The following is a 12,581-nucleotide window of genomic DNA, read 5'->3' as shown; positions in this document are numbered from 1 at the left end:
TTAAGTATCATAAAGGTTGGAAAGGGGATCAAAATTTTTAATAAAATAATTTCAACAAGGAAAAACCTGCACATTAATGATACAGATTCGTTTATTTTTTAAACAAAAAATTGTCGGAAACCTGTCAGTTAGTATTGATTGACCTATTGATATTACTCTTCGATAGCCAACTGCTAGCCATCTCCATTTTATTAAAATTTAGAAATCAATGAGGTTTTTAATTTTGTTAATACTGTAAATAAAAAGACACTAACAGTGATGTTAATGTCTTGAATGTTGTGGTCCCACCTGGGCTCGAACCAGGGACCACCTGATTATGAGTCAGGTGCTCTAACCAACTGAGCTATAGGACCTCAAAATTTGGTTAAATTTTGTGATTGCAAAAATAGTAAAATTTCTGTCTCCACAAAACTTTTTATGCCTTTTCTTGACAAAGTTCTACCAACACTCCGTTTGTAGACTTGGGATGCAGGAAGACAACTAATTTATTATCAGCACCTTCTTTCGGCTCTTCTGAGATAAAAATAAATCCCTCTTTTTTTAATCTTTCTATCTCTTGGTAGATATTTTCAACGCCAAAAGCTAAATGATGGATGCCTTCTCCTTTCTTATTGATAAATTTTGAGATCGGACTTGCCTCTTTACTTGCTTCTAATAACTCAATTTTACTTTCTCCAGTAGCATAAAATGATGTAATTACCCCTTCCCTCTCTACGGACTCTTGCTTGTACGATTGTTTTCCTAAAAGTTTTGTGAAAAGGTCATCAGAAATCCCCAAAGATTTTACTGCAATGCCGATATGTTCTAATTTCATAAATTAATTCTGTAAATTAAACAGTAAATTTGATACAGTGCTTAAATTTCAAAGTATCAATTCAAACAAAAGTACTAAATTTGCATAAATTATGGAAAGTAACAGACAAAGAAAAGTAGCTCAGATTATTCAGGAAGATTTCGCAGAGCTTTTCCGCAAGCAGGCTTCGGAAAGTAAACAAAATATTTTGGTATCAGTTTCTGATGTGAAAATAAGTGCAGATCTTGGTATTGCTAAAATTTATTTAAGCATATTCCCACAGGAATTCCGTTCTGCAGTGATGAAAGAGATTGAAGAGAATAAAGCGCAGTATAGAAATTTCATTGGTCAGAAAATGGCTAAACAAGTTCGTATCATTCCTAATCTTAATTTCTATTTGGATACCGCTCTTGATGATGTTGAAAAATTAGAAAAAGAATTAAGAGGCGAAGGCGACAATCCTATTTTGTAACAGATTTTGAAGAACATTGCATTTTACATAGCTTCAAGATATATCTTGTCGAAAAAAGGCAGTACTGCCGTTACGTTTATTACGTGGCTGGCGGTGGGAGCTATGACGGTTGCCGTTACTGCAATGTTTGTAATTATCTCTGTTTTTTCTGGGCTTGAAGATCTTAATAAAGACCTTATTTCAAATCTTCATGCTGATCTTACGATTAAAAGTAATTCCGGAAAAACATTAAAAGATTTCAATAAAATTGATGCTGTTTTAAAGAGTAACAAAGAAATCAGTCATTTTTCTAGAGTCATTGAAGAAAAGGTTTATATTAATTACAACGGAAAAGGTGACATTGCTTATTTAAGAGGTGTTGATTCTGCTTATACAAAGGTAAATCCCATCAACAAAGACGTTTTCTACGGAATGTATCCTAGCTTTAAATATTCGAATGAAGTCTTAATGGAAAATTCTCTGGATAACAGATTAGCTGTTCCTGTAACTTCAAATTCCGATTATGCAACAATTTTTATGCCTAAGCCGGGGACAGGAATCATTAATAAAGAAGAAGATATTTACAATAAAAAAGAAATTCTGGTTACAGGTGTATTTCCCGGAAAAGACCAATTAGACAATTACATCATCTCTCCTATTGAATTAACTGAAGAATTGCTTAATCTACCAAAACATTCCGCCTATCAAATTGTTATTAAATTAAAAAATCCTGAAAATACAGACTCCGTAAAACAACAGCTTATTTCTTCGCTCGGAAAAGATGTTAATGTTAAAACAAAAGAAGAAGAAAATGCAGCATTCTGGAAAATGATTAATACCGAAAAATTATTTATTTACTTAATTTTCGCTTTAGTTATTTTTATTACAACTTTCAATTTGGCTGGCGCAATTATTATTTTACAATTGGATAAAAAAGAGCAGGCAAAATCCCTTATTTCATTAGGATTCCCGCTTAGTCATTTACGAAGAATTTATTTCTACACTGGAGTTCTAATTGTTATTTCGGGAATTATTTCCGGTTTACTATTAGGAACAGCACTTTGCTATTTCCAGCAGTATACAGAATTTTTTAAAGCCAACGAAACATTGCCGTTTCCTGTAAAAATTGTTGGCAAAAATTACTTAACCGTTGCCATCACGGCATCCCTTTTTGGCTTCATTATTTCATGGGTATTTTCAAAGATCAGCAAAGACTATATTACTAAAAGTTAATACATTTAGCTTTCATTTTTTTGTACCTTTACGCCCCAATTTTTTTATAATGAAACGGACTTTACTCTCTTTTTTAATGAGTTTTGCATTCTTAAGTGCATTTGCTCAAATTCCTACGGGATATTACGACGGAACTGCAGGTCTTACCGGAGCTGCTTTAAAAACCAAACTTAGCCAGATTATCACAAACGGTCATCAAGCTGGAAGTTATAATGGTTTATGGACTGCCTACCAGACTACAGATCGTGATTACTACTACGAAAACGACGGAACTATTTTAGATATTTATTCTGAAAATCCAAATGGTCAGGATCCATACAATTTCAATGTGGGTACAAATCAATGTGGGAACTATACCACAGAAGGTAATTGCTATAACAGAGAACATATTGTACCTCAGAGTTTATTTAGTGAGGCATCACCAATGGTTTCAGATATTCATTTTATCAGAGCTACAGACGGAAAAGTAAACGGGATGAGATCTAATTTCCCATTTGGAAAAGTAGCTTCAGCTTCATTTACTTCTTTAAACGGATCGAAACTTGGAAATTCTGCTTCTGCAGGATATTCAGGAACTGTTTTTGAACCAATCGATGCTTTTAAAGGTGATGTTGCAAGAATGATTTTGTATTTTGTCACAAGATACGAAAGCAAACTTTCTACTTTTAGTACAGGAAATATGTTGGGCAATTCTGCTTTTCCGGGATTACAATCTTGGGAACTGGCACAATTATTAACATGGAATGCCGCTGATCCTGTCTCACCCATGGAAATAGGAAGAAACAATGCTTCTTATACTTACCAAGGAAACAGAAACCCTTACATTGATCATCCTGAATATGTAAATCAAATCTGGGGAACTCCTGTAGTTGATACAGAAGCTCCGACTGTTCCTACAAATTTAGCTACAAACAATCCTAGTTCAAATACAATTTCACTAAGCTGGACAGCTTCTACAGATAATATTGGTGTTATAGGTTATGATATTTATAAGGATGGTGTTTTCTATACTACTGTTACAGGAACTACCGCAACAGTTTCAGGATTAGCTTCTTCTACAACATACAATTTCTATGTAATTGCTAAAGACGCAGCAGGAAATCCTTCTACTGCAAGCAACATTGCTCAAGGAACAACTCTGGCTGGTGGACAGCCTGGTGGATCTTGCGGAACAGAAGACTTTACAAATATCCCTACTGCCTCTTCGAGTGGATATGCCGAAAGACAATGGACTAATAATAACATCACTTGGGTTGCAACTGATGCAAGAACTGATCAAACCATAAACGGTAAAGCAATAACTATCAGAAACGGAAATCTTACAAGTTCTACAGTTTCAGGTGGAATTCAAAGCCTTACAGTAACCGCACAGTTAAAATTCGCAGGTAGTGACAGCAGTTTAAATGTTGAAATTAACGGCACCGTGGTAGGAACAATTCCTTACACTGCAACAACTGCAACGCCTACTACAATTAATAATATTAACGTAAGTGGAAACGTTATTATAAAACTAATAAATCCTGTTTCAGGAAATAGAGTTGCTATCGACGATCTATCATGGACTTGCTACAGTGGAACATTAGCAACCGTTGAAGCATCAAAAGACAAAGCAGGTTTCACAGTATACCCAAATCCTGTAAGAAATAACGAACTTTTTGTAAAAGGTGAAAACTTAAATAAAATCTCAAAAGCTCAGATTTATGATCTTTCGGGAAAATTAGTTGAGACGATTGAAAACCCTTTCAAACATACTAATAAGATTAATCTTAAAGGTTTGGTAAAAGGAAATTACATCCTTAAAACAGACGCTTTCTCTACAAAATTCATCGTAGATTAAGAGTTTAAAAATATTCATAAAAAAGATCGATTGTTTTCGGTCTTTTTTTTATTTTTGATTGTATGAATTCTCATAAAAAATTAGGCCTGATAGGAAGAAATATTTCCTATTCTTTTTCAAAAAAATTCTTTGAAAACAAATTTCAAAAATTGATGCTGCAAGATTATTCGTACAGCATTTTTGATCTCAATGAAATTCATGAAGTGGAAAATCTTTTTTCTACATCGGGACTTTTGGGTTTAAACGTAACGATTCCTTACAAAGAAAAAATCATCGATTATTTGGATGAACTGAGTGATGAAGCTGAAAAAATTGGTGCCGTCAACTGCGTTCTAATTCAAGATGGTAAAAAAATCGGCTATAATACCGACGCTTTTGGTTTTGAAAAAACATTGCTCCTTCATAAAAAACCCCATCATACTTCTGCCCTAATTTTAGGAGCTGGCGGTGCAGCAAAAGCAGTACAATATGCTTTAGATAAAAACGGAATTTCTTCAACAATCATTTCCAGAAAATCTGAAATTACTTTTGATATTTTAGATAAAAAAACTGTTGAAAACAACAAATTAATTATTCAGTGTACGCCGGTCGGTACTTTTCCTAATGTAGAAGATTGTTTACACTTTCCTTTTGAAGGATTGTCTAAAGATCATTTAATTATAGATTTAATTTACAACCCAAATTACACTCAATTTATCCTTAAAGCATCCGAAAAAGGAGCAAAAACCGTGAATGGATATTATATGCTCGAACAGCAGGCAGAAAAAGCCTGGGAAATTTGGAATTTTCAAAAAAAATAACATAAATTAGTACTTTATTTGGCTTTTTGGTTATATTTAAAAGATATTAACGCCACTCACATAAACGATTTGCTATGACTACAGAAAACAATATTTCTGAAAACGAAGAACAGAAGAATCCTATCGAAGTATCTCAGGAAGAAACATCGGAAAACCCTGTACCTAAAGAAGAAAACGTACACGTTGACGATGCTGAACATGAAGAAGAGCACGAAGAAGTGGATCTTTCTTTAGCTGATACTTTGAAAGAAATGGAGAAGATTATCAACGATCCCCATGCCGGTGAAAATTCAAAAAAATTCAATCAGCTGAAGGAAAAAGCAAGTCATTACATCCATGATGAGGTGGAAGATAAGAAACATGAATATGTAGAAGCCGGAAACGCTGCTGAAAATTTCAGTTTTGAACATCCTTCACAGGCAAAGTTTTCTGCTTTGGTGAATATCTTCAGAGAAAAACACGATACTTACCAAAAAGGCCAGGAGGAAGAACAAAAGAAAAATCTTGATCACCGCCAAAGTATTATCGAAAGACTTAAAAACCTTTATACGAATTCTGAACCGGGAATCAATCTATTTAAATCTATTCGTGAGGTTAAAGAAGAATGGTCACATGCTGGGCAGGTTCCGAAATCTGAATTTAAAATTCTTAATAACAATTATTTCCACCATTTGAATCAATTTTATCAAATGCTGGATCTTAATAAAGAATTTTTGGAGCAGGAATACAGCCACAATCTTGAAAAGAGACAGCACATTATCGAGCGTGCAAAACAGCTGGAAAATGAACCTGTAATTCAAAAAGCATTAAACGAATTACAATATCTTCATAAACTCTGGAAAGAAGAATCTGAGCCGGTTGCCGAAGAATTCCGTGAAAAAACATGGGAAGAATTTAAAGAGATTTCCAATAAAATCCACGAAAGAAAATCTGAACTTTCTGCTGCTATTGAAACTGAACAGGCTGCAAATCTTGAAAAGAAAAATCAGATTATTGCTGAAATCAAAAAATTGACTGAGCCTTCTGAAACGCCTAACCATAATTATTGGCAAAATTCAATCAAAAAAGTTGAAGATTTACGTTCCGAATTCCTGAAAACAGGAAGTGTTCCCAGAAAACTTTCGAACCAAAACTGGAATGAGTTTAAAACAATTTTAAGATCATTCAATACGACTAAAAATACGTATTACAAATCATTAAAAGGTTCTCAGCAGGCAAATCTGGAAGAAAAATTAAAATTAATTCAGACTGCACAGGACAATGCTGGCAATGAAGAATGGGATATCGCTGTTCCGTTGTTTAAAAAACTTCAGGAAGACTGGAAGAAAATCGGACACGTTCCAAAGAGCATGACGAATAAAATCTGGGACGAATTCCGTGATGCATGCAACGCTTTTTTCAATAATTACAGAGAAAAAAGCAATGCTTCTACTGATAACTGGAAAGAAAATTACAAGAATAAAAAAGCAATTCTTGATGATTTAAAAACTGTCACTAATGAAGAAGGAAGTATCGAAAAAATTGAAGCAATTAAAACTGCTTGGAACAATATAGGAAAAGTACCTAGAGATAAAATTTCAATCAACTCTGAATTCAACAAAACATTGAGAGAGAAGTTGAAACTAAACAAAATCAACGAGTTAGAATTAAAAGAAGAAGGTTTGTCTGAAAATCAATTAACAGACAAAGCAAGAAAAATCAAGAGTCAAATTTCTGATTTAGAGTCTGAAATTGTAAAATTAGAGAATAATTTATCTTTCTTCAAAAATCCTTCAAAAGACAATCCTTTACTTAAAGATACATTTAATACCATCGACGAGAAAAAGGCTCATCTGGAAACTTTAAAACAAAATCTCCACAACATTATTTCCGGAGAATAAAATATTTATTAAATCTAAAAAAGGCGGAGCAAAGCAATTTGTCTTCGCTTTTTTCTTTCTTATGCAAGACGAATTTTATTTAAAAAGATGCATCGAATTGGCCCAGAAAGCCATCGGAAAAACCTATCCCAATCCTTTGGTTGGAAGTGTTATCGTACATAACGGAGAAATCATCGGTGAAGGTTATCATCATAAAGCGGGAGAAAATCATGCGGAAATCAATGCCATCAACTCTGTTAAAGATAAAAGCCTGATTCCGGAATCAACTATCTATGTTTCTTTAGAACCTTGTGCCCATTTTGGAAAAACACCGCCATGTGCCTTGAAAATTAAAGAACTTGGCTTTAAAAAAGTGGTAATTGGCGCAATGGATTCCCATGACAAAGTGAATGGAAAAGGAAAAAAAATCATTCAGGATGCTGGAATTGAAGCCATTTCTGGAGTTTTGGAAAAAGAATGCATTGAATTGAACAAAAGATTCTTTACTTATCATGAAAAGAAAAGGCCTTACATTATTCTGAAATGGGCAGAATCCGGTGACGGATTTTTAGATAAAGATTTTAAACCTACTTCTATTTCAAATTCTCTGGCGAATCAGTTTGTTCATCAATTGAGAGCCAATGAACATGCCATTTTAGTTGGAACACAAACTGCTTTGAATGACAATCCGAGTTTGACAGTAAGAAATGTAGAAGGTATAAATCCTGTTAGAATTTTAATTGATTTTGAATTAAAAGTTCCACAAGATTTCAACATTTATAATAAGGAAGCAAAAACGTTGGTTTTTAATTCTGTAAAAGACGAAATTCAGGATAATATTAATTTCATCAAAATTAACAAAGATAATTTCTTGTCTAATGTAATGGATGCTTTGTATAAAGAACAAATTCAGTCTGTTATTATTGAAGGTGGAAAATTTACTTTGCAGCAATTTATTGACGCTGATCTTTGGGACGGAGCTATTATCATTAAAAATGAAAATCTGAAACTGGAAAACGGAACAAAAGCTCCTGAGTTTCCTTTTACACCAAAGAAAACTGAAATTTTCAGAGATAACATTCTTGAATTCTATCAGTCAACTACATTATAAAATCATAGCAATCAAAAACTTAACATAATAAATTTTTTATCATTTTTCACTATTTGTTGAAATTAATTATCTAACTTCATGATGAATTTAAAACCTACATCATGAAAAATCTAAAAAAACTATCAAACAGAGAATTAAAAGCAATTCAAGGAGGTATTGATAAATGTCATTATTTAGCTAACGGAACATGGTATTGCCCTTGCAACATTCATACTCATTACAATTGCAATGGAGTATGCGTACCACTTACTCAGGCCTGTGCCACACCTGGTATTGAACTTTAAAATAGTGTATTATGAAAAATCTAAAGAAACTACTTCGAGAAGAATTAAAAAATGTTGCGGGCGGAATAGCTCCACAATGTTGTTCTTACTATCCTGCCAATTTGCAAAGATGCTGCGCGACACCATCAAGTATGAGTTGCCCACCACCTTGGCTGGAAGGAAGCTTTCCGTGCTAATAAAATGATAAGGGAACTTTATAGTTCTCTTTTTTGTTTTCAAATAGTTGAAATTTTACCTTTGCAGAATGTTTGAATATAAAACAATCTCAAATCCTGTAGAAAATACTTTATTAAAAGAAAAAGGAAGTAAGTTTATAGGATTTGCCTTTCCGATACATAATGAAAGTGAGCTGAAGAAAGCTTTGGAGAAAGTAAGATCAGAGCATCCAAAAGCGACACACCACTGTTATGCTTTCAGAATGGGATTACAAGGTGAGAATTATCGCGCTAATGATGATGGCGAACCATCAGGAAGTGCAGGATTACCAATTTATAATCAATTATTAGCCCATGAAATTACCAATGTATTGGTAATTTCTGTCAGATATTATGGAGGAACAAAACTGGGAGTTTCCGGTTTGGTAAAAGCTTATAAAGAATCGGCAAAAATTACTTTAGAAGAAGCTAATATCATCACAAAAGAATTAGAAACAGAAATTGAAATTCGGTTTAATTTTAATCAACAAAATCTTATTTTTACTTTATTGTCGAAGTTTGATGCAAAAGTTTTGAATTTTGATGCTAACGAAAATTGTATCGTTACAGCCTCTTTAAAATTGACACAAAAAGAAAACATCTCAGAAAAACTTTCCGAGATGCAATATATTTCTTTTGAATTTAAAGATTAAATTATCGTCGGCTTCCTAACAATATAGATGCCCAGTAAATAAGTTGTGCCAATGATCCGATAGCGGCTACCAAATAAGTTCTCGCTGCCCATTTTAAACTATCCTGTACACCAACATACTCTTCTGAAGTTACCGTTCCGGTATCTTTTAGCCATTTCATTGCTCTGTTACTGGCGTCATATTCAACAGGAAGTGTTATAAAAGCAAACAAAGTAGTTGCCGCGAACATAATAACACCAATTGCTAAAACAATTGTATTTCCGTTAGGATTTTCTATACTTCTCGTCATTCCCATGATGATGATACCCGCAATAAGAACAAACTGCATTAAGTTTGAACTGATACTCACCACAGGAACTAACTTAGAACGAAGCTGAAGCATGGAATATCCAACTGCATGCTGCACAGCGTGACCACATTCGTGAGCAGCCACTGCAGCAGCAGCAGCATTTCTCTGCATATAAACCGATTCAGAAAGATTAACTGTTTTATTTTCAGGATTATAATGATCTGTCAACTGCCCGGGAACAGAAATTACCTGCACATCATTGATTCCGTTATCTCTTAACATTTTCTCTGCCACTTCTTTACCTGATAATCCATTTCTTAAGTGAACATTTGAATAATATTGGAACTTTGATTTCAATTTCCACGAGACATACCAGCTCGCAAGCATTGAAATTATAATTATTAAGTAATAGCCACCCATTTTATAAGATTTAATTGTATATTTTCACCCTTTAAGATGTAAAAACTATGCCAAAGTTTTACATTTTATTATTTATATTTGCTATTAAATTATCCCTGCCACTATGTCTGAAGTTTCAGTTATTGAAGTAAAAAATCAAAGCGAATTAAAACAATTTGTAAGATTTCCGATGGATCTTTATAAAAACAATCCGTATTATGTTCCTTCTTTTATTAAAGATGAAATGAATGTATGGGATCCTAAAGAAAATCCTGCATTAAATTATTCTGAAGCCAAACAGTTTATTGCTAAAAAAGACAACAAAATTGTTGGCAGAATCGCGGTAATTATTAATCATAAAGAAGAAAAAGAATTAGGCATCAAAAAAGTTCGCTTTGGCTGGATAGATTTTATTGATGATAAAGAAGTTTCTAAAGCATTAATTGATACAGTTATTAATTATGCTAAGGATCATCAGATCAATAAAATTGAAGGGCCAATGGGTTTTACCAATCTTGATAAAGCCGGAATGCTGACTTTTGGTTTTCAAAAGATCGCTACCATGATCGGGATCTACAACCACGAATACTATCCGCAACATATTGAGGAGTTAGGTCTTGTAAAAGAAAAAGAATGGGTAGAATTTGAAATGAATTTCCCAAAAATTTTACCTCCGAGAGTGGAAAAATTCAGTAAACTGATTGCTGAGAAATATAAATTAAGAGTTCTTAAATTCAATAGCAAAGAGGAAATTCTACCTTATGTAGAGCCGATGTTTAAATTGCTTGACGAAACGTATAAGACACTTTCTACTTACACTCCTATCTCGAAAGAACAGATACAGACTTACCGTGAAAAATTCTTTCCGCTGATTGCAAAAAATTATGTGATCTGTGTAGTTGATGAAAATGATGAGCTGGTTTCTTTCGCTATCACAATGCCTTCCTATTCTAAAGCGTTGCAAAAATCAAAAGGGAAACTTTTACCTTTCGGATGGTGGCATTTTATGCAGGCTGAAAGAAAAAATGACCGCGCCAATTTTTATCTGATCGGTATTCACCCAGAATATCAGCGACGTGGTGTAACGGCAGTTATTTTTAAAGAAATTTATGAACGTTTCACAAGTATGGGTATTGAATTTGCCGAAACCAACCCTGAATTAGAAGAAAATAAAAGTGTTCAGGTTCTTTGGCAGGATTATAATCCGGTAAACCATAAAAGGAGAAGAACATATTCTTTGGAAATTCAATAATTCTCGACACCAATAAATTAGACTTATCTATAAGTTAATATATGAAACCACAACTGATCATTTTTGGAATTTTAATCGCCGGATTTGTTATTTTTAATTTATTTTTTCAATTAAAAGATGAGAGATCAAATACTGCTGTTAATATAATTTATTCAAGTATTCTTTTTGCTTATATTTCTTTTATGGCATATTCTTTAATCAGAAAAATGAAGAAGTAAAATTAAAAAAGATTAATTAGGCTTCACTGAAATAATTATTTATTTTTGCTACCAACTAATAATATTCAATGAAAACACTAATTGGAAAATTCTTTTTTATATCTTTTTTAATTTCTGTAAAACTATCTTCACAGGAATTTTATGTAAATACAAATGATATAGGTGTTCCCAGTAGCCAGATATTTAAGTTTAACATTTCAAATCCTTCTGAAGATTCTGAAGCAATTTGCCCGCCACCCACATATAATAACGAAGCATACACAGACATTGCTATTAGCAGTACAAACCATTTATTTTATGTAGCAAGTAATGGAGCACTACATAAAAAAGATATGAGTACTTCGAATTGCGAATTTGTAGGAACATTCAATACATTCATAAATTCATTGGTTGCAGACTCCGGAAATTACATTTATGCAATAGGGCAGAATAAAACATTATTCAGATTCGATATCAATTCAGGTATAATTACAAATATGGGGAATATTCCTAATGCTTACTATCCAGCAGGAGATCTTTTCTTTTATGAAAACAAGCTTTTTCTTACCATCGGAGATGGTATACTTGAAATTAATATGATAAATCCTTCACAGAGCTGTCATTTTGCAACTCTAAATATCATAAGTGCATATTCAGCATTTTCAATTAATTACGGAACTTATTCAAAGGCATATATCTTAAGCGCTAATCCCATTCCTCTTGATCCTACAAATCCAATCCCAAGTGGTTTTTTTCTATATGAATTAGACATGATTACCAAGCAATTGAGCAATCCTATAAGAATATACAATCATCGAATTAATGGAGCCGCAACCTATTATAATGTAACTTCAACCAATTCGATATGTTCATTGAATCCTCTTAGTACACAGGAAAACATAAAAGATGAATTGTATTTTGATGTGGTTAACCCGGCTAAAAACAATATCATCTGTAAAACCAATATTGACAGACAAGAAATAACTCAAATTCGTCTCTATGACAATTCAGCAAGATTAATCAAGGATTTTTCAACTCAAAACAATCTTGAAAGATTAGACATTTCAAATATTTCTGACGGAATCTACTTGTTAACAGTTGCTACTAAAAAAGGGGAAACCCGCACTAAAAAAATCATCATCAAAAGCTAATTTTTATTGATTCTAAATTACTGATTTTACTCATTTTTGACCCACATTTAAGCCGATTAATTTCATGCTTTCTTGTTT

General features: G+C 33.0%; 13 protein-coding genes and 1 tRNA gene. 11 read left to right on the top strand and 3 right to left on the bottom strand.

Annotated elements, in window-relative coordinates; translation table 11 throughout:
- Positions 1-279: 279 nt before the first annotated feature.
- Both ASG22_RS06615 and mce read right to left on the bottom strand, forming a co-directional pair.
- Positions 280-353, bottom strand: a tRNA-Ile gene (locus tag ASG22_RS06615).
- 62 nt (positions 354-415) lie between these two features.
- Positions 416-814, bottom strand: a complete 399-nt coding sequence (gene mce, locus ASG22_RS06610; protein WP_055982362.1) for a methylmalonyl-CoA epimerase — start codon at positions 812-814, stop codon at positions 416-418.
- A gap of 91 nt (positions 815-905) precedes the next feature.
- On the opposite strand from mce, the gene rbfA reads away from it, so the two are divergent.
- The 9 genes from rbfA (at position 906) to ASG22_RS06575 (ending at position 9,215) form a co-directional block, all read left to right on the top strand.
- Entirely contained in the window at positions 906-1,265 is a 360-nt protein-coding gene (gene rbfA / locus ASG22_RS06605) for a 30S ribosome-binding factor RbfA (protein ID WP_055982359.1), read from the top strand.
- 6 nt (positions 1,266-1,271) lie between these two features.
- The gene (locus ASG22_RS06600; protein WP_055982357.1) at positions 1,272-2,477 is read left to right on the top strand and encodes an ABC transporter permease; all 1,206 of its coding nucleotides are present in this window, start codon (positions 1,272-1,274) and stop codon (positions 2,475-2,477) included.
- Positions 2,478-2,526: 49 nt separating this feature from the next.
- On the top strand, positions 2,527-4,314 hold the full coding sequence (locus ASG22_RS06595) for an endonuclease (RefSeq protein WP_055982355.1): 1,788 nt from the start codon (positions 2,527-2,529) through the stop codon (positions 4,312-4,314).
- Between the two features lie 62 nt (positions 4,315-4,376).
- Positions 4,377-5,114 (top strand): shikimate dehydrogenase family protein, encoded by a 738-nt coding sequence (locus ASG22_RS06590; RefSeq protein WP_055982353.1) that lies wholly within the window; start codon positions 4,377-4,379, stop codon positions 5,112-5,114.
- Positions 5,115-5,188: 74 nt separating this feature from the next.
- Positions 5,189-6,994, top strand: a complete 1,806-nt coding sequence (locus ASG22_RS06585) for a DUF349 domain-containing protein (protein ID WP_055982351.1) — start codon at positions 5,189-5,191, stop codon at positions 6,992-6,994.
- A gap of 61 nt (positions 6,995-7,055) precedes the next feature.
- Positions 7,056-8,084 (top strand): bifunctional diaminohydroxyphosphoribosylaminopyrimidine deaminase/5-amino-6-(5-phosphoribosylamino)uracil reductase RibD, encoded by a 1,029-nt coding sequence (gene ribD, locus ASG22_RS06580; RefSeq protein WP_055982348.1) that lies wholly within the window; start codon positions 7,056-7,058, stop codon positions 8,082-8,084.
- Positions 8,085-8,185: 101 nt separating this feature from the next.
- The gene (locus tag ASG22_RS21630) at positions 8,186-8,368 is read left to right on the top strand and encodes a bacteriocin-like protein (protein WP_409991366.1); all 183 of its coding nucleotides are present in this window, start codon (positions 8,186-8,188) and stop codon (positions 8,366-8,368) included.
- An 11-nt stretch (positions 8,369-8,379) separates the two neighbouring features.
- Positions 8,380-8,544 (top strand): bacteriocin-like protein, encoded by a 165-nt coding sequence (locus ASG22_RS21625; RefSeq protein WP_409991365.1) that lies wholly within the window; start codon positions 8,380-8,382, stop codon positions 8,542-8,544.
- 68 nt (positions 8,545-8,612) lie between these two features.
- Positions 8,613-9,215 (top strand): IMPACT family protein, encoded by a 603-nt coding sequence (locus ASG22_RS06575; RefSeq protein ID WP_055982345.1) that lies wholly within the window; start codon positions 8,613-8,615, stop codon positions 9,213-9,215.
- A 1-nt stretch (position 9,216) separates the two neighbouring features.
- Here the strand turns inward: ASG22_RS06575 and ASG22_RS06570 are convergent, their stop codons facing one another.
- A complete protein-coding gene (locus ASG22_RS06570) occupies positions 9,217-9,924 on the bottom strand; it encodes a zinc metallopeptidase (RefSeq protein ID WP_055982342.1) in 708 nt (235 codons plus the stop codon).
- Positions 9,925-10,027: 103 nt separating this feature from the next.
- Here ASG22_RS06570 and ASG22_RS06565 point away from each other — a divergent pair, with 103 nt between their 5' ends.
- Both ASG22_RS06565 and ASG22_RS06560 read left to right on the top strand, forming a co-directional pair.
- Positions 10,028-11,155 carry a GNAT family N-acetyltransferase gene (locus ASG22_RS06565; RefSeq protein WP_055982339.1) on the top strand — a complete coding sequence of 376 codons (1,128 nt, stop codon included), beginning with the start codon at positions 10,028-10,030 and terminating at the stop codon, positions 11,153-11,155.
- Between the two features lie 286 nt (positions 11,156-11,441).
- Entirely contained in the window at positions 11,442-12,503 is a 1,062-nt protein-coding gene (locus ASG22_RS06560; protein ID WP_055982336.1) for a T9SS type A sorting domain-containing protein, read from the top strand.
- The last annotated feature ends 78 nt before the right edge of the window (positions 12,504-12,581 follow it).

Source organism: Chryseobacterium sp. Leaf405, assembly GCF_001425355.1.
Lineage (GTDB): Bacteria > Bacteroidota > Bacteroidia > Flavobacteriales > Weeksellaceae > Chryseobacterium.
Note: the sequence above shows the minus strand (reverse complement) of the source record. Positions and strands in the feature narration are given on the sequence as shown.